Genomic DNA, 16,912 nt, shown 5'->3' with positions numbered 1-16,912 from the left:
ACGCGACAATGGGGGAATGACCACGCTCGCCCCCGCGCCCCAGCTGCTCCGCATCGGCCCGCACACCGTGCAGCCGCCGGTGGTCCTCGCCCCCATGGCGGGCATCACCAACGCGCCCTTCCGCACGCTGTGCCGGGAGTTCTCGGGCGGCAAGGGGCTGTTCGTCAGCGAGATGATCACGACCAGGGCACTGGTCGAGCGCAACGAGAAGACCATGCAGCTCATCCGGTTCGACGCGAGCGAGACCCCGCGCTCCATCCAGCTGTACGGAGTGGACCCGGTCACGGTCGGCAAGGCCGTCCGCATGATCGTCGACGAGGACCTCGCCGACCACATCGACCTGAACTTCGGCTGCCCGGTCCCCAAGGTCACCCGCAAGGGCGGCGGCTCCGCGCTCCCGTACAAGCGGCCGCTGCTGCGCGCGATCCTGAACCAGGCCGTCTCCCACGCGGGCGACCTGCCGGTCACCATCAAGATGCGCAAGGGCATCGACGACGACCACCTCACCTACCTCGACGCCGGCCGGATCGCCGTGGAGGAGGGCGTCACGGCGATGGCCCTGCACGGCAGGACCGCCGCCCAGCACTACGGCGGCACCGCCGACTGGGACGCCATCGCCCGCCTCAAGGAGCACGTCCCGGAGATCCCCGTCCTCGGCAACGGCGACATCTGGTGCGCGGACGACGCCCTGCGGATGATGCGCGAGACCGGCTGTGACGGCGTGGTCGTGGGACGCGGCTGCCTGGGCCGTCCCTGGCTCTTCGGAGACCTGGTGAGCGCGTTCGAGGGTACGGAGACGCGGCAGACGCCCTCCCTGCGCACCGTCGCGGACGTCATGCTGCGGCACGCGACGCTGCTCGGGGAGTGGATCGGTGACGAGACCCGGGGCGTGATCGACTTCCGTAAGCACGTGGCCTGGTACCTCAAGGGCTTCGCGGTCGGCTCCGAGATGCGCAGGAACCTCGCGGTCACCTCCTCGCTGGAGGAGCTGGGTTCGCAGCTGAACGAACTGCGGCTGGACCAGCCGTGGCCGGACGGCGCCGACGGCCCGCGCGGCCGCACCTCGGGCAACAACCGGGTGGTGCTCCCGGACGGCTGGCTGAAGGACCCCTACGACTGCGCGGGCGTCAGTGCGGACGCGGAACTGGACACGTCGGGCGGCTGAGACGGGCGGGCGTGCTGGCGGTCCCCTCGCTGCCGGCCGTGGCCCCCGGGCGGGGGCGGACGTTCGCCCGTAGCCTGGACGGAGTGGACCTCGGAGTGGACCTCGGAGTGGACCTCGGAGTGGACCTCGGGGTGCCGGGTGACTGTCCGAGGCGTCCGAATCCTGAAATCCAGGGTCCGGAATCAGCGTGATTCGCGCCACCTTTGATGAGGCATACGCTCAAACGAGCGTATTGCGGGTGGCTGCACTTCTGGAAGGGCTGGCACTCAGTGCCATGTGTCAGCCTTCGGGAAATGTACTCAGATGCGCATGGGGTTGCTCAAACGAGTGCCTGTCCTCAAGGAATGACCATGTCGCCTTCAAGAGCTGAACGAAGGACCTCGGCTTGATCGCCGGAGCGATTCTTTGGATCTGCTGGCGGACAGGTGGTTGCGGCCGTACGACGGCCAAGCGGACGTACCCAGACACCTTCGATCTGGGTATGTTCCTCGCCGTCAGGGCAGCCACCGCGTCGTCGAGGAGTCGAGACCCGTGTCGGAAAACGAAGACCCGCAGAAGTTCGTCTACGACTTCACCGAGGGCAACAAGGATCTGAAGGACCTGCTCGGCGGGAAGGGTGCCAACCTCGCCGAGATGACCAACCTCGGGCTCCCCGTCCCTCCGGGCTTCACGATCACCACCGAGGCGTGCAAGGTCTACCTCGGCAGCGGCGAGGAGCCGGCCGCCCTGCGCGACGAGGTGAGTGCGCACCTCGACGCCCTTGAGACGCGGATGGCCAAGAAGCTCGGCCAGTCGGACGACCCGCTGCTGGTCTCCGTCCGCTCCGGCGCCAAGTTCTCGATGCCCGGCATGATGGACACGGTCCTCAACATCGGCCTCTCCGACGCGTCCGTCCTCGGCCTCGTCGCCCAGTCCGGCGACGAGCGGTTCGCGTGGGACTCCTACCGCCGCCTCATCCAGATGTTCGGCAAGACCGTCCTCGGTGTCGACGGCGACCTCTTCGAGGAGGCGCTGGAGGCCGCCAAGGAGGCCAAGGGCGTCAGCGTCGACGTGGACCTCGACGCGGCCGACCTCAAGAAGCTGGTCAAGCAGTTCAAGAAGATCGTCACCCGGGACGCCGGACGCGACTTCCCGCAGGACCCGCGCGAGCAGATGGACCTGGCCATAAAGGCCGTCTTCGACTCGTGGAACACCGACCGCGCCAAGCTCTACCGCCGCCAGGAGCGCATTCCAGGCGACCTCGGCACCGCCGTCAACGTCTGCTCCATGGTCTTCGGCAACCTCGGCCCCGACTCCGGCACGGGCGTCGCGTTCACCCGCGACCCGGCCAGCGGCCACCAGGGCGTCTACGGCGACTACCTGCAGAACGCGCAGGGCGAGGACGTCGTCGCCGGTATCCGCAACACCGTGGCGCTCGCCGATCTGGAGTCCATCGACAAGAAGTCGTACGACGAGCTGATCGCGATCATGGAGACGCTGGAGACCCACTACAAGGATCTCTGCGACATCGAGTTCACCATCGAGCGCGGCCGGCTGTGGATGCTCCAGACGCGGGTCGGCAAGCGCACCGCCGGTGCCGCCTTCCGGATCGCCACCCAGCTCGTCGACCAGGGCCTCATCGACGAGGCCGAGGCCCTCCAGCGGGTCAACGGCGCGCAGCTGGCGCAGCTGATGTTCCCGCGCTTCGACGACGAGGCCGAGGTGCGGCTGCTCGGCCGGGGCATCGCCGCGTCGCCGGGTGCGGCGGTCGGCAAGGCCGTCTTCGACTCGTACACCGCGATCAAGTGGTCCCGTTCCGGCGAGAAGGTCATCCTGATCCGCCGGGAGACCAACCCCGACGACCTGGACGGCATGATCGCCGCCGAGGGCATCCTGACCTCGCGCGGCGGCAAGACCTCGCACGCCGCCGTCGTCGCCCGGGGCATGGGCAAGACCTGTGTATGCGGCGCGGAGGAGATCGAGGTCGACACCAAGCGGCGCCGGTTGACAGTCGGGACCACGGTCGTGGAGGAGGGTGACCTCGTCTCCGTCGACGGATCGACCGGCAAGGTCTACCTCGGTGAGGTACCCGTCGTGCCGTCGCCGGTCGTCGAGTACTTCGAGGGCCGGATGCACGCGGGCGCCGACGACGCCGACGAACTGGTCGCCGCCGTGCACCGGATCATGGCGTACGCGGACCGGGTGCGCCGGCTGCGGGTGCGGGCCAACGCGGACAACGCGGAGGACGCCCTGCGGGCCCGTCGCTTCGGCGCCCAGGGCATCGGGCTGTGCCGCACCGAGCACATGTTCCTCGGCGAGCGCCGCGAGATGGTCGAGAAGCTGATCCTGGCCGACACGGACCAGGAGCGCGAGACGGCCCTTGAGCAGCTGCTGCCGCTCCAGAAGGCCGACTTCATCGAGCTGTTCGAGGCGATGGACGGACTGCCCGTCACCGTGCGGCTGCTCGACCCGCCGCTGCACGAGTTCCTGCCCGACATCACCGAACTGTCGGTCCGGGTGGCGCTCGCGGAGTCCCGCAAGGACGCCAACGAGAACGACCTCAGGCTCCTCCAGGCCGTGCACAAGCTGCACGAGCAGAATCCGATGCTCGGTCTGCGCGGGGTCCGGCTCGGCCTGGTCATCCCCGGCCTGTTCGCCATGCAGGTACGGGCGATCGCCGAGGCCGCCGCCGAGCGCAAGAACGCCAAGAGCGATCCGCGCGCCGAGATCATGATCCCGCTCGTCGGCACGGTCCAGGAGCTGGAGATCGTCCGCGAGGAGGCGGACCGGGTCATCGCGGAGGTCCAGGCCGCCACCGGCACGAACCTCAAGCTGAAGATCGGCACGATGATCGAGCTGCCGCGCGCCGCGCTGACCGCCGGTCAGATCGCGGAGGCGGCGGAGTTCTTCTCCTTCGGCACCAACGACCTGACCCAGACGGTGTGGGGCTTCTCCCGCGACGACGTGGAGGCCTCGTTCTTCACCGCGTACCTGGAGAAGGGCATCTTCGGGGTGTCGCCGTTCGAGACGATCGACAAGGACGGTGTCGGCTCGCTGGTACGCAGCGCCGTCGCGGCCGGCCGGGCGACCCGTCCCGACCTGAAGCTCGGCATCTGCGGCGAGCACGGCGGTGACCCGGAATCGGTGCACTTCTTCCACGAGGTGGGCCTGGACTACGTCTCCTGCTCGCCGTTCCGCATTCCGGTGGCCCGCCTGGAGGCCGGCCGGGCGGCGGCGGAGTCGCGCGGCAGCGACAGCCGCTGAACCGCCTGAGGACCCTGAACCGCCTGAGGACCCTGAACCATCTGAGGACCTGAACCATCTGAACCACCTGAGCACCTGAACCACTCATTCCGCGGGGGCCGCCGGTCGGGGCGACCCTCACCGGACCGGCGTCCGGCGCGGAATTCCCCGGAGGCGGCGGCACCCTGTGCGGGGGTGCCGCCGCCTCGTCATGTCCGCCGCCCATTGCTTCGTTCAATGCGCAAAGAGATAGTTCGGAACGGACCGGGGTGCGGTTCACGGATCCCCATCCATGAACCGCACCCCGCTTACCCCCGTCGGGTACGGAGCCGCACCATTGCCGACCGCCGCCGAACGAGCGAAACCCCCCACGGCCTTCACTCGCTCTTCCGGTGGCTCTGGAATCGCAACCCGACGTCGTACAGCCTTTCGGGTGACACCAGGTCGGGGCGAGACGTTTCACCTCTGGCCGAAACCCCGTGGTGACGTGGTGTGACTGTTCGCATACTGTTGCGCGGGGGGAATTGCAGGTGCAAGTGGGTGGGGGTTCGGTGCTGCGTATCCATATATCCGGGTGGGACCTTTCCAGGGTGCGGATGGCCACCGGGCCGGACGCATTGTGGGAGACCATTCTCAGTTTTCACCGGCTGAGGGACCGGCGTGCTTCAACGGTGTTCGGGAAATGGCGCACGGAAACCCGCCCCCGGTTGAATGGTGAAGTACGTCTGCTGTCCGCCGTGGTTCCACCGCGCGGCTATTTCCCGGACTTCCTGACGCCTTCTCAGGAAGGTTCGGAACCACTGGATTTCGGCACCGGGACGGAGGTCCTGCGCGACACCCCGGCCGAGCGCCTGCGGGCCGAACTGGCGATGCTGGGCGCCGAGGGACACCCCGACGGTCGTACCGCCACGGCCCGGCGGGCGGTCCGGCCGGTGCGGCTGGACGCGCTGCGGGAAGGGCGCTCCGAGCCGCTGGGCCGCCTCATCGGGGCCCTGCGCGCCTACCACCGCGCCGCGGTCGAACCGTACTGGCCGCATGTCCAGGCGAGCGTCGAGGCCGACCGCGCGGTCCGGGGACGCGCCCTGCTGGACGGTGGCCCGGAAGAGCTGCTCGCCTCGCTCCCGCCGGTGATCCGCTGGCGGGCGCCGGTGCTGGAGGCCGACTACCCGGTCGACCGCGAACTGCGTCTGGACGGCCGGGGGCTGCTCCTCCAGCCGTCGTTCTTCTGCCGGGGCGCCCCGGTCGTCCTGCGCGATCCGCTGCTGCCGCCGGTGCTCGTCTACCCGGTCGGCCACGCCGATGCCCCGGTCTTCGCGGAACCGGGCCCCTGGCTCGGCCGGCTCCTCGGCCACACCCGCTCGACGGTCCTGCGGACCATCGGGGACGGCTGCACGACCAGCGAGCTCGCCCGCCGGGCCGGGGTCTCCCTGGCGTCGGCCAGCCAGCACGCCTGTGTGCTCCGTGAGGCGGGCCTGGTGCACACCCTGCGCCACGGCAGCTCGGTCCTGCACACGGTGACCCCGCTGGGCGGCTCGCTGCTCCGGGGCGGCGCGCCGCTCGCCATGTCGTGAGCGGCGCGGTATCCGGCTCGCGCACATTCCCCGTCCGGCACCGATGAGTTTCCGGCGGCCCCGGCGTCTACCTGTCGTCAACGCGTTCACACGACGCGCACAGGATCGACCTACCGAGAGAGTGAGACAGCCATGGCTCAGATGATCTTTGTGAACCTGCCGGTCAAGGACCTGGAGACGACCAAGGGATTCTTCGGGAAGCTGGGATTCTCCTTCAACCCGCAGTTCAGCGACGACCACACCGCCTGTCTCGTCATTAGCGACACGATCTTCGCCATGCTGCTGGAGGAGCCGCGCTTCAAGGACTTCACCAAGAAGGAGATCGCGGACTCCGCGAAGACCACCGAGGTGATCCTCGCGCTCAGCGCGGAGAGCCGGGAGAAGGTGGACGAGCTGGCCGACGCGGCGCTCGCCTCCGGCGGCTCTCCCGCCAACGAGCCGCAGGACCTCGGCTTCATGTACGGCCGGTCCTTCCAGGACCCCGACCACCACATCTGGGAGGTCGTGTGGATGGACCCGTCCGCCGTCGAGGGCCAGGGCTGACCCACCGAGGCCGCGGCCTCGGGGATCAGACCCCGAGGCCCGCGAAGGTGACCCCGGTCAGCTGCTCCGACGCCACCCACAGCCGCTCGCTCGCCACGTCGTTGAGCGTCCAGCCCGCCCGCCAGGACGGAGCCGGTTCGCCGCGCCACCCCAGCAGCCTCGGACCGGTGAACGAGTCGGGCCGGACGCCCGGCGCGGTGGCCGCGTACAGGGTGGGCAGGGCGCCCGCGGCCGCCGGCTGGGCGATGATCCGGTTGCCGAACTCGATGACCCGTTCCGCCGCCCTGCGGTTCTCCATCCGGACGCCCGCCGTCTGCAGATTGGTCGACGCGTAGCCCGGGTGCGCGGCGGCGGCGACCAGCCCGCTGCCGATGGCGGCGGTCCGCCGGGCCAGCTCGTGGACGAACAGCAGGTTGGCCGTCTTCGAGCGGCCGTAGGCGATCCAGCGGCGGTAGTTCCGCTCGCTGTTGAGATCGCCCATGTCGATGTTGGACAGCGCGTGGAGACCGCTGGACACGCTCACCACCCGGGCGCCCGGGGTGGCGAGCAGCTTCGGCAGCAGCAGCCCGGTGAGGGCGAAGTGCCCGAGGTGGTTCACGCCGAACTGGGTCTCGAAACCGTCGGCGGTCCGCCGGTACGGGAGGGCCATCACCCCGGCGTTGTTGATCAGCAGATCGAGCCGGTCCGGGGTGTACGCCGCGGCGAACTCCCGTACCGACGACAGATCGGCCAGATCCAGCTCGGCGAACTCCACGTCCGCGTCCGGCACCGCGCCGCGGATGCGGGCCGCCGCCTCCTTGCCCCGCCGCTCGTCACGACAGGCGAGCAGCACCCGGGCGCCGTGTCGCGCCAGCTCCCGCGCGGTGATCAGCCCGATACCGCTGTTGGCTCCGGTCACCACGGCCGTGCGGCCGCTCTGGTCGGGGATCTCGTTCGCGTACCGGCGCTGGGTCATGGATCAAGCGTACGACCGGACGGCACGATGGCCGGAAGCGGCCGTTCCGCCGGCCCGCCCGGTCACCCAGCCCGTTCAGGCCGTTCAGTCCGCCCGGACCTCGAAGACCGCGACGGTGACCTCGTCGTCGTCCAGGCAGGCGCCCGTCGCCAGGTCGAAGCGCTGCTTCAGCAGCGGGGAGGCGATGAACGGCTGTCCGCCGTCCGATCCGACCAGACCGCGCGACAGGACATAGGCCCCGGTGAACGGGTCGCGGTTGTCGATCGCGTACGCACGTCCCGCGCGGTCCAGGAACAACGCGACCTGCCTGCCGTCCGGGAGCAGTGCCGCGACGCCCCGGCCGGGGGTGAGCAGCGAACGGTCGCAGACGGCGAGCCAGTCGTCCCCGGCGGCGAGCCGGACGACCCGGATGTCCCGCGCGGTCTCCGTCGTCTCGGTAGTCGTCTCGGTAGGTGTCTCCGTAGGCGTCTCGGTCGTCGTCTCGGTCATCGTCCGGGCGGTCATGAGGCGGTCCCTTCGAGCGTGCGGACGGCGAGGACCGGGCCGGCGAGGATGTCCAGGTCGGGCTTGACCTGGTCGCGTTCCGGGACGAACCTCACCGACGGGTCGGGTGCGTCGGGTGCGTTGACGAAGGAGACGAAGCGGCGCAGCCGCTCCGGGTCGTTGATAGTCTCGGCCCATTCGTCGCGGTAGCCGCGGACGTGGTCGGCCATCAGCCGCTCCAGCTCGTCGCAGAGCCCGAGCGAGTCGTGCACGACGACGTCGCGTACGTGGTCCAGTCCGCCCTCGATGCGGTCCAGCCAGGTGGAGGTGCGCTCCAGCCGGTCCGCGGTGCGGATGTAGAACATCAGGAACCGGTCGATCAGGCGCACCAGTTCGGCGTCGGACAGGTCCTGGGCGAGCAGGTCGGCGTGGCGCGGGGTGGCTCCGCCGTTGCCGCCCACGTACAGGTTCCAGCCGCCGGCGGTGGCGATGATCCCGAAGTCCTTGCCGCGGGCCTCGGCGCACTCCCTGGCGCAGCCCGAGACCGCCGACTTCAGCTTGTGCGGGGAGCGCAGGCCCCGGTAGCGCAGCTCCAGGTCGATCGCCATCTTCACCGAGTCCTGCACGCCGTAGCGGCACCAGGTCTGCCCCACACAGGACTTGACCGTCCGCAGCGACTTCCCGTAGGCGTGCCCCGACTCGAATCCCGCGTCGACCAGCCGGGTCCAGATCAGCGGCAGCTGTTCGACGCGGGCGCCGAACAGGTCGATGCGCTGGCCGCCGGTGATCTTGGTATAGAGGCCGAAGTCCCGGGCCACCTCGCCGATCACGATCAGTTTCTCCGGCGTGATCTCGCCGCCGGGGATGCGCGGCACGATCGAGTACGAGCCGTTGCGCTGGAGGTTGGCGAGGAAGTGGTCGTTGGTGTCCTGGAGCGCGGCCTGCTCGCCGTCCAGCACATAGCCGCTCGCGCCGACCGTCGGCGCCAGCGAGGCGATGACGGAGCCGACCGTCGGCTTGCAGACCTCGCAGCCGTCACCGCCCCGGGCCGCCTCCCGGCCGTGCGAGTCGAGCAGCTCGGCGTACGAGGTGATCTCCAGGGCGCGGACGATCTCGTACAGCTCGCCGCGGGTGTACGGGAAGCAGCCGCACAGGCCCTTGTCCTGGCTCTGCGGGAGCAGCTGCCCGATGACCTTGACGCAACTGCCGCAGCCGGTACCCGCCTTGGTGCACTTCTTCACCTCGGGCAGCGTGCCGTGCTCGCAGACCGCGGCCTTGGTCACGTTGTGGCAGGAGCAGATCACCGCGTCGTCGGGCAGCGCGGACGGGCCGAGGACGGCCGGACCGCCCGTACCGGCGGGCAGTACCAGCTGCTCGGGGGCGACCGGCAGGACGGTGCCCGTCATCGGCCGCAGCATGCCGTACTGGTCTGCGTCCCCGATGAGCACCCCGCCCAGCAGCGTGCCGTTCTGGCCGATCACCAGCTTCTTGTAGACGCCGGAGCGGGAGTCCGCGTACACCACGTCGAGGCAGCCCTCCGAGGTGCCGTGCGCGTCACCGAAGGACGCGACGTCCACCCCGAGCAGCTTCAGCTTCGTCGACATGTCGGCACCGGTGAACGACGCCTTCCCGCCCGCGATCACCCCGGCCGCCGTCTGCGCCATCTCGTAGCCCGGCGCCACCAGCCCGTACACCCGGCCGTCCGGGGCGAGCGCGCACTCACCGATCGCGAAGACCGCCGGGTCGGAGGTGCGGCACTCCTCGTCCACGACGATTCCGCCGCGCTGCCCGACCGCCAGACCGCAGTCCCGGGCCAGCTGGTCGCGGGGCCGTACCCCGGCCGAGAAGACCACCAGATCCGTGGCCAGCGCGGAGCCGTCGGAGAGCGACATGCCGTTCACCGAGCCGTCCTCGCCCGCCGTCACCTCCTGGGTGCCGACACCCGTGTGCACGGTCAGGCCCATGTTCTCGATGGTGCGCAGCAGCGCCGCGCCCCCGCCCTCGTCCACCTGCACCGGCATCAGCCGGGGCGCGAACTCCACCACGTGCGTGTCGAGGCCGAGCCCCTTCAGCGCGCCCGCGGCCTCCAGGCCGAGCAGTCCGCCGCCGACGACCGCGCCGGTCGTCGCCGTCCTCGCGTACTCCTCGATCGCGAGCAGGTCCTCGATGGTGCGGTAGACGAAGCAGCCCTCGGTGTCCTTCCCGGGGACCGGCGGGACGAACGGGTAGGAGCCGGTGGCCAGGACCAGCGTGTCGTAGCCGAAGGTCTCGCCGGAGCGCGCGGTGACGGTGCGCGCCGCCCGGTCCACGGACTCGGCCGGGTCACCGAGGCGCAGCTCGAAGCCGTGCCGCTCCATGAAGCCGGGCTCGACCAGCGACAGTTCGTCCGGGGTGCGCCCGGAGAAGTACGAGGACAGCTGGACCCGGTCGTAGGCGGCGCGCGGCTCCTCGCAGAGGACGACGACCCTGGCGGTGCCGGCCGCGCCGGTCAGCCCGCGCTCCGCGAGGGCCTCCAGGAACCGCTGGCCGACCATCCCGTGCCCGATGACCACAAGGGTCGCCGCGGCCGCGGGACGGGAGGCGCGGGCGGTCGGGGAAGTGGGCACCGGCATCTCGGAAGCCTCCGTCGTTGGTGAGCGGGCGGAGCTGCCGGAGCGGGGGAGCCCGGCCTGTCTGCTCATGAGGGGAAGCGTGTCCGGTGGGTGTTACCCGTCCGGTTCCCCGCTGTTTCCCGGGGGGAACCTTGCGCTCAGCGCCGGAGGCGGCGGTCTGTGAGGGGGAGAACGGGTTGGACGCGACACGTGCCGTTTCCTTAGGGTCGCGATCATGCCTGACATAACCGTGACCACCCTCGTCGTGCTGTGCCTCGCCGCGGGCGCGGCCGGCTGGATCGACGCGGTGGTCGGCGGCGGCGGACTGCTTCTGCTGCCCGCAATGCTGCTGGGACTGCCGCACGTCCCCGCCGCGCACATCCTCGGCACCAACAAGGCGGTGGCCATCGTCGGCACGTCGGGCGCCGCCGTCGCCTACGCCCGCAAGGCGCCGGTGAAGGTCGGCACGGCGTTGCGGATCGGCCTCGCGGCCCTGGCGGGATCGATGACCGGTGCCTTCTTCGCCGCCGGGATCAGCAGCGAGGTGCTCCGTCCGGTGATCATGGTGGTGCTGTTGGCGGTCGCGGCGTTCGTGATGCTGCGGCCCCGGTTCGGCAGGGCGGCGCAGGACGGTACGGCTCCGCAGCTCACCCGGGCCCGTACCGTCACCGCGATCGTCCTGGTCGGCGGCGGCATCGGCCTGTACGACGGCTTGTTCGGGCCGGGCACCGGTACCTTCCTGGTGCTGGCGCTGACCGCGGTGCTCCACCTGGATCTGGTGACGGCCTCGGCCACCGCGAAGATCGTCAACGTCTGCACCAACGGCGGCGCGCTGGCGATGTTCGCCTACCAGGGCAACGTGATGTGGCAGCTGGCCGCTCTGATGGCGGTGTTCAACCTGGCGGGCGGCCTGGTCGGGGCGCGGATGGCGTTGAGCAGGGGCAGCGAGTTCGTCCGGGGGGTGCTGCTGGTCGTGGTGTTCTCGCTGGTCGCGAAGCTCGCCTTCGACCAGTGGAACGCGTGAGCGCCGGAGCGCGGCCGGGGCTCAGCGCACCGAGGTGAGGTGTGCGTACGCCACCACGTTGCCCTCGTAACCCGTCGACTCGGAGAATCCGCCGCCGCAGGTGATCAGCCGCAGCGAGGCGTGTCCGGAGGACCCGTACACCCGCTTGTCGGGGAAGTCCTTGCTGTCGTAGACCTCGATGGCGTCGAGTGCGAAGACGGCGGTGCGGCCGTCCTGCCGGTCCACCTCGACGGTGCTGCCCTTCTTCAGTGAGCCGAGGTCGTAGAAGACGGACGGGCCCTGCGCGTTGTCGACATGGCCGGCCACGATCGCACTGCCCTTGGCGCCCGGCGGGGTGCCGTCCTTGTACCAGCCGACGATGTCGGTGTTCCCGGCCGGAGGCACATCGAGGCTGCCGTCGGGGCCGAGCCCGAGCCGCATCATCGGGGCGTCCACCCGGATGGCGGGAATCCGGATGCGGACGGGGGCCGAGGGGCGCAGGGGCGCGGCGACCGGTGATCCCGGGAGCAGTTCCGGTCCGGCGGCGAAGGCCTCGGCGGAGGCCGGGCCCGGCGGGGTCAGCCGGGTGTCGGCGCCGTTCCGGATCAGCCAGACACCGGCCAGCGCCGCGACGACGAGCAGCCAGCCCTTGGCCTTCTGGGACACGGTCGTCCTCCGGGTGACGAAGGTGGATGTTGCGGTCCCGTCCCGGTGGCGCTGGGCCACCGGGACGGGAACCAGGCGGTACGGAGAGGTGGAAATCTCCGTCAGCTGTCGTCCTGCGTGCCGCTCGCCCGGCGACGCAGGAGCCAGGCTCCGCCGACGGCGGTCGCGGCGAGAACGCCGGCGCCCGCCGCGATCTGGGTGGTGTCCGGTCCGACGCTGCCGCCGATACCGGTCTTGACGTGCCCCGTAGGGGCGGTGGGGGCGGCCGAGGTGCGGTGGCCGGGGGAGGTCTCGTGGTCCGAGGAGCTGTCGCGCCCGGCGGAACTGTCGTGGGACGCGGAGCTGTCCTGGTCCGAGGAACTGTCGCGTCCGGCGGAGCTGTCGTGCGTGCCGGAGCTCTCGTGCCCGGACGGGCTCGGCCGCTCGCTGGAGGTGCCCCGGTCCGGAGCCGTGGGGGAGTCCGGCACGAGGGCCGAACCGGCGGCCTCGGCCTCGTCGAGCCCCGTCGAGTCGTAGCCCGAGGGGTCGGCGCCCGCATCGGCGGCCGGGGAGTCCGCGGCCGAGGAATCGGCCGGGGCGTCGTACGCGGAGGAGTCTCCGGTGTCCGCGGGGGAGCGGTCGTCGGAGCCGTCCGGGGCCGGGGCCGTCCGGGAGGCGGCGCCGTCCTTGCCCGTGGTGCCGGCGGCCTCCACCTCGACCTCGCCGGTGGCCTTCTTGCCGTTCTCACAGGCCACGTCGATGCTGTACGGGCCGGGCTCGACATTGCCCGGTACCCGGAACGAACCGGCCAGGACCTCCTTGAGGGTGGCCGGTGCCAGCGCGAAACGCGAGGCCTCCAGGGAGCCGGCGTCCCCCGTCGCACCGGTGTCGCTCCCGCAGGCCTTGGTGTTCACGGTGACCGTGGTGCCCGGGGCCGCGCTCGCCGGGGTGATCTCCAGCGGGCCCGGTTCGTCCGCGTACGCCGACGGGGCGGCGGCGCAGAGGCCGAGCGCGGCGGCGGCGAGGGCCGCGGCGGCGGTGCCGGTCACGAGGCGGGCAGGACTGCGCATGGGGGTTCCTCCGAGCAAGGGGCGCTGGCGGGTGTGTCCTGGCTCCGAGCTAACGGCCGGGTGGCCGCCCACGCCTGCTGACACCGAGTCAGCTGTCACCCGTCCGGACCGGCGCAGCCTCCTTGCCAACCGGTATGCGTGCAGGTCAGAGCGGTGATGGCGGGGGAGGTGCGGCCTCCTTCCGCGTCCGGTGCCGATCGGGTGATGACCCCTGCGGCGGATGTGGCGCACATCACATGCATGACCTTGTGGTCGAGGGGCACACGCATCACACCCCCCACGGGACGGCGTCCTCTCGTCGCCCCCGGCCGTCGCCCTCGTCGGACCCGCCCCCCCTGGGCCCGACGAGGGCGGCTCCTTGTCCGGCCCCTTGCCCGGCTTTCCTTCCGGGCCGGGACTCCTACTCCGGCGCGGTGGCGGACCACTCGACGACCGGGGGCCTGACCCGGGCGCAGAGCGGCTGGCCCTTGGCGTCGGAGAGCGGCAGCCGGGCGGTGAGGTGACCGGAGCGTGCGGCTGCCCGCAGGGTGTCCGCCTCGATGTCGGAGAACATCAGCTTGGCCCGCCGGAACATCGAGAAGAGGCCGTTCTCGTCGACCGTGCCCCACGACAGGTGGACGAACCGCCCGCCGAGCCTGTTCTGCACGTACGGCCCGCTGATCTCGACCCCGTCCGCGGTGGCGGCGGCCGTGCAGTCCAGGGTCCAGGAGGCGGAAGGGGCGTCGCCCGGAAGCAGCCCGAGGAGTTCGCCGGGCCGGTCCTTGCGCTGGACGCCCACGTGGATGTTCTCGTACCCGTCGAAATCGCCGCCGGGCCCGCAGACGCGGCCGGGCAGGCGTGAGCCCTCGATGTGGATCTGCATGCGCGACTGCGGGCCTTCGGTGGGGATCTCCATGGGTCCCATGGTCCCCTCTCGGCGGCCCGCCCCCGTCCCCGTCGGAGCCGGAGTGCTCAGACGGTGTCCCAGGGCGCCCTCCCATAAGCCGCCGCCAGCCGCGTCATCAGCTCCTCGTCCACCACGAACGCGGTGTCATCGACCCGCCGGACCGGCGCGATGCCCTGCGAGTTGGTGACGAACGCCGACCGGTAGGCCGCCAGCCCGTCCAGCGTCACCGCACTCCGCCGCGACCGGATCCCGGCACCGGGGAACTCCTGCTCCAGCAGTGCCATGGTGGTGCCGAGCAGCGCGGGGGCCTGGGGCCAGACGACCGAATCGCCGTCCCAGAAACCGATGTTGGTGAACGCCCCCTCGGTCACCGAGCCGTCCGGCAGGGTCAGCAGCGCATCGTCGAAGCCCGCGCGGGAGGCGAGATTCCCGTAGTACGTCTGGCCGAACTCGCCGGGGCGCTTGAGGTGCGGCACGGCACGCGCGTACGGCACCGACATCATGCTCTTCGGCTCTGCGGGCAGCCTCGCCGGCCCGCGCACCGTGACCATGACGGTCGTCGCGGTCGCGCCCGGCGGCAGGAATCCGTGCACCCGCACCGAGCCGTCCGCGACCCCCGCGCCCCGTAGCGCGTGCCGGATCAGTTCACGTACCCGCCCGCCGTCCAGCGGGAGTTCGAAGAGTGCCCGGTTCGCGCTGCCCAGCCGGTCCAGGTGCAGCCGGAGTCCGCGTACCCGGCCCTCCCTGACCTGCATGGCGGTGAAGTGGCCGTAGGTGAAGAAGGCGGCTGTCCGCAGATCGTCCTCGGTGGCCGGATGTCCGTCGAACTCGGCGTACGGGACCGGTGCGGCTGCTGGCGTCGTCATGCGTGCCACCGTATGCCGACGCGCCGGGCGGCGGGGGTGGCGGCCCACGCTTGACCTCAACCATGCTTGAGGTGTGAGCCTCTTCCCATGGACCTCACCACAGCCGAAACCACTGCCGCCACCACACCCGCCGGCGCGGACAGCGCCACCGACGGAGCCTCGGCCGATGCCCCGCTGAAGGTCGCGGTCATCCTCGCCAGCAACCGCGAGGGCCGCTTCGCGCCGGTCGTCGCCGACTGGTTCCGCTTCCGCACCGACGCCCACCCCGGCATCGAGACCGACCTGCTCGACGTCGCCGCACTCGACCTGCCGACCGCCCTCTCGTACCGCCCCGGCCCCGAGGACCAGGCCCTGCTGGCCGATGTCTCGGCCCGGCTGGCGGCCGCCGACGCCTTCGTCGTCGTCACCCCCGAGTACAACCACTCCTACCCGGCCCCGCTCAAGAACCTGATCGACTGGCACCACGCCGAGTGGCAGGCCAAGCCCGTCGCCTTCGTCTCCTACGGCGGGGTCTCCGGCGGGCTGCGCGCGGTCGAGCACCTGCGGCAGGTCTTCGCCGAGCTGCACAGCGTCTCGATCCGCGACACCGTCTCCTTCCACAACGCAGGCGCGCTGTTCGACGACGAGGGCAGACACAAGGACCCGGCCGGTGCGGACGCCGCCGCGAAGTCGCTGCTCGACCAGCTGGTGTGGTGGGGCCGGGCCCTGCGGGAGGCGAAGAAGGCACGGCCGTACGGCAGCTGACCGCAGGAGTGCTGCCGAACCCGAGGAGACCGAAGGGTCATCTCCGTCTACCGGTGGGAGAACGCCGTCGAGACCACGCAGGAGTGGCAGCCGCTCCTCAAGACGACGGCCGAGCGGTACGAGGAACTGGAGGCCCATCTCCAGGAGGCGCACGACTACGACACCCCGGAGATCATCGCGATCCCGGTGGTACGGGGCAGCGCCGGCTACCTCGGCCGGGTCTCGGCGGAGACCGCCCCGGTCACCTCAGCCTCCCCGGTCGCATCGTCCTCCCCGGTCGCATCGGAGAGGCCGGGCGTCCCGGACACCCCGGGAGGGAGCTGACGGCCCCGTGCCTCCCGCGACGGCCCGTGTTCACGCACAGCATCCGCCGCGAGGGCCCGTGTTCACCGCGCATCCGCCGCGAGGGCCCGTGTTCACCGCGCATCCGCCGCGAGGGCCGTTTCCACTCCCGGCTCCCGAGGGCCCAGGAAGTGCGGGTCGGGCTTGAACAGCGCGTCCAGGGCGGCCTTCCCGGCCGCGGCGATCTCCCGTGTCCCGCCGTAGTACCAGGTCGCGTCGTGCTTGGCGTCGACCCCGACGCCGTACGCGTCGATACCCGCCGCCCGGCACAGCGCGATCGCCCGCCGGACATGGAAGCCCTGGGTGACCAGCAGGGCCCGGTCCACCCCGAAGATCTTCTTGGCCCGGACGCAGGAGTCCCAGGTGTCGAAGCCCGCGAAGTCGCTGACGATCCTGTTGTCCGGCACCCCGTGCCGGACCAGGAACGTGCGCATCGCGTCCGGCTCGTCGTACTCCACCCGGCTGTTGTCGCCGGTCACCAGCACGACCTTCACCTTCTTGTCCCGGTACAGCTCCGCCGCGGCCCGCAGCCGGTTCGCCAGGTACGGGGACGGCTTCCCGTCCCACAGCCCCGCCCCGAACACCACGGCGACCTGCCGCGCGGGCGCGTCCGCCGCCGTCCTGACCCGGGCGTCCGCGACCGAGTGCATCCAGGTGGCGGGCGCCAGGCCCAGCACACAGGCAACCATCACCCCCTGTACGGCCCGCCGCCGCCCGCGCCGGCTCCGTGGCAGCCAGGTCCGCAGCCGGGCTGCCGTTCTCGCGAGCCTGCCCCGGCCGTCCGCCTCTGCTCCGCGTCGTTCCAGCCGCATGGGAGCGCCCCCGT

General features: G+C 71.2%; 14 protein-coding genes and 1 pseudogene. 7 read left to right on the top strand and 8 right to left on the bottom strand.

Features of this window, described 5'->3' with window-relative positions; genetic code table 11:
* Positions 1 to 16: 16 nt before the first annotated feature.
* The 4 genes from dusB (at position 17) to OG892_RS11810 (ending at position 6,501) form a co-directional block, all read left to right on the top strand.
* The gene (dusB, locus tag OG892_RS11825) at positions 17 to 1,165 is read left to right on the top strand and encodes a tRNA dihydrouridine synthase DusB (protein WP_328696942.1); all 1,149 of its coding nucleotides are present in this window, start codon (positions 17 to 19) and stop codon (positions 1,163 to 1,165) included.
* A gap of 531 nt (positions 1,166 to 1,696) precedes the next feature.
* Positions 1,697 to 4,408: a pyruvate, phosphate dikinase gene (gene ppdK / locus OG892_RS11820; RefSeq protein ID WP_073735942.1), complete on the top strand. Its 2,712-nt coding sequence runs from the start codon at positions 1,697 to 1,699 to the stop codon at positions 4,406 to 4,408.
* A 530-nt stretch (positions 4,409 to 4,938) separates the two neighbouring features.
* Positions 4,939 to 5,958, top strand: a complete 1,020-nt coding sequence (locus OG892_RS11815; protein WP_328867130.1) for a helix-turn-helix domain-containing protein — start codon at positions 4,939 to 4,941, stop codon at positions 5,956 to 5,958.
* Positions 5,959 to 6,090: 132 nt separating this feature from the next.
* Positions 6,091 to 6,501 carry a VOC family protein gene (locus OG892_RS11810; protein ID WP_073735940.1) on the top strand — a complete coding sequence of 137 codons (411 nt, stop codon included), beginning with the start codon at positions 6,091 to 6,093 and terminating at the stop codon, positions 6,499 to 6,501.
* A 25-nt stretch (positions 6,502 to 6,526) separates the two neighbouring features.
* Here OG892_RS11810 and OG892_RS11805 read toward each other — a convergent pair whose 3' ends face one another.
* The 3 genes from OG892_RS11805 to nirB form a co-directional block, all read right to left on the bottom strand.
* Entirely contained in the window at positions 6,527 to 7,456 is a 930-nt protein-coding gene (locus OG892_RS11805) for an oxidoreductase (protein WP_073735939.1), read from the bottom strand.
* Positions 7,457 to 7,540: 84 nt separating this feature from the next.
* A complete protein-coding gene (gene nirD, locus OG892_RS11800; protein WP_328868476.1) occupies positions 7,541 to 7,945 on the bottom strand; it encodes a nitrite reductase small subunit NirD in 405 nt (134 codons plus the stop codon).
* A gap of 11 nt (positions 7,946 to 7,956) precedes the next feature.
* Positions 7,957 to 10,551, bottom strand: a complete 2,595-nt coding sequence (gene nirB / locus OG892_RS11795; protein ID WP_371631622.1) for a nitrite reductase large subunit NirB — start codon at positions 10,549 to 10,551, stop codon at positions 7,957 to 7,959.
* A 214-nt stretch (positions 10,552 to 10,765) separates the two neighbouring features.
* Between nirB and OG892_RS11790 the strand changes: the two genes are divergently transcribed.
* Positions 10,766 to 11,554 carry a sulfite exporter TauE/SafE family protein gene (locus OG892_RS11790; protein ID WP_371629095.1) on the top strand — a complete coding sequence of 263 codons (789 nt, stop codon included), beginning with the start codon at positions 10,766 to 10,768 and terminating at the stop codon, positions 11,552 to 11,554.
* A 21-nt stretch (positions 11,555 to 11,575) separates the two neighbouring features.
* Here the strand turns inward: OG892_RS11790 and OG892_RS11785 are convergent, their stop codons facing one another.
* The 4 genes from OG892_RS11785 to OG892_RS11770 form a co-directional block, all read right to left on the bottom strand.
* A complete protein-coding gene (locus OG892_RS11785) occupies positions 11,576 to 12,199 on the bottom strand; it encodes a class F sortase (protein WP_073735936.1) in 624 nt (207 codons plus the stop codon).
* Positions 12,200 to 12,300: 101 nt separating this feature from the next.
* A complete protein-coding gene (locus OG892_RS11780) occupies positions 12,301 to 13,248 on the bottom strand; it encodes a hypothetical protein (RefSeq protein WP_242436693.1) in 948 nt (315 codons plus the stop codon).
* A gap of 400 nt (positions 13,249 to 13,648) precedes the next feature.
* Positions 13,649 to 14,110 (bottom strand): DUF5990 family protein, encoded by a 462-nt coding sequence (locus OG892_RS11775; protein ID WP_371631621.1) that lies wholly within the window; start codon positions 14,108 to 14,110, stop codon positions 13,649 to 13,651.
* A gap of 89 nt (positions 14,111 to 14,199) precedes the next feature.
* The gene (locus tag OG892_RS11770) at positions 14,200 to 15,000 is read right to left on the bottom strand and encodes an aminotransferase class IV (protein WP_371629094.1); all 801 of its coding nucleotides are present in this window, start codon (positions 14,998 to 15,000) and stop codon (positions 14,200 to 14,202) included.
* A gap of 87 nt (positions 15,001 to 15,087) precedes the next feature.
* On the opposite strand from OG892_RS11770, the gene OG892_RS11765 reads away from it, so the two are divergent.
* Positions 15,088 to 15,744, top strand: a complete 657-nt coding sequence (locus OG892_RS11765) for an NADPH-dependent FMN reductase (protein ID WP_371629093.1) — start codon at positions 15,088 to 15,090, stop codon at positions 15,742 to 15,744.
* A gap of 36 nt (positions 15,745 to 15,780) precedes the next feature.
* A pseudogene (cutA, locus tag OG892_RS11760) lies at positions 15,781 to 15,984 on the top strand (divalent-cation tolerance protein CutA); the annotation flags it as partial.
* Positions 15,985 to 16,160: 176 nt separating this feature from the next.
* Here the strand turns inward: cutA and OG892_RS11755 are convergent.
* Positions 16,161 to 16,898 carry a vancomycin high temperature exclusion protein gene (locus OG892_RS11755; RefSeq protein ID WP_371629092.1) on the bottom strand — a complete coding sequence of 246 codons (738 nt, stop codon included), beginning with the start codon at positions 16,896 to 16,898 and terminating at the stop codon, positions 16,161 to 16,163.
* Positions 16,899 to 16,912: the final 14 nt, after the last annotated feature.

It is taken from the genome of Streptomyces sp. NBC_00341, assembly GCF_041435055.1.
Lineage (GTDB): Bacteria > Actinomycetota > Actinomycetes > Streptomycetales > Streptomycetaceae > Streptomyces.
The sequence above is the reverse complement of the archived record's forward strand: the minus strand, read 5'-3'. Positions and strand labels throughout refer to the sequence as shown.

Bases quoted from the DNA above. Each gene is read 5' to 3' on its own strand.
- OG892_RS11810 (WP_073735940.1), top strand. From the start codon at position 6,091: ATGGCTCAGATGATCTTTGTGAACCTGCCGGTCAAGGACCTGGAGACG.
- OG892_RS11805 (WP_073735939.1), bottom strand. From the start codon at position 7,456: ATGACCCAGCGCCGGTACGCGAACGAGATCCCCGACCAGAGCGGCCGC.
- dusB (WP_328696942.1), top strand. From the start codon at position 17: ATGACCACGCTCGCCCCCGCGCCCCAGCTGCTCCGCATCGGCCCGCAC.
- nirD (WP_328868476.1), bottom strand. From the start codon at position 7,945: ATGACCGAGACGACGACCGAGACGCCTACGGAGACACCTACCGAGACG.
- OG892_RS11770 (WP_371629094.1), bottom strand. From the start codon at position 15,000: ATGACGACGCCAGCAGCCGCACCGGTCCCGTACGCCGAGTTCGACGGA.
- nirB (WP_371631622.1), bottom strand. From the start codon at position 10,551: ATGCCGGTGCCCACTTCCCCGACCGCCCGCGCCTCCCGTCCCGCGGCC.
- OG892_RS11790 (WP_371629095.1), top strand. From the start codon at position 10,766: ATGCCTGACATAACCGTGACCACCCTCGTCGTGCTGTGCCTCGCCGCG.
- OG892_RS11780 (WP_242436693.1), bottom strand. From the start codon at position 13,248: ATGCGCAGTCCTGCCCGCCTCGTGACCGGCACCGCCGCCGCGGCCCTC.
- OG892_RS11755 (WP_371629092.1), bottom strand. From the start codon at position 16,898: ATGCGGCTGGAACGACGCGGAGCAGAGGCGGACGGCCGGGGCAGGCTC.
- OG892_RS11775 (WP_371631621.1), bottom strand. From the start codon at position 14,110: ATGCAGATCCACATCGAGGGCTCACGCCTGCCCGGCCGCGTCTGCGGG.
- OG892_RS11765 (WP_371629093.1), top strand. From the start codon at position 15,088: ATGGACCTCACCACAGCCGAAACCACTGCCGCCACCACACCCGCCGGC.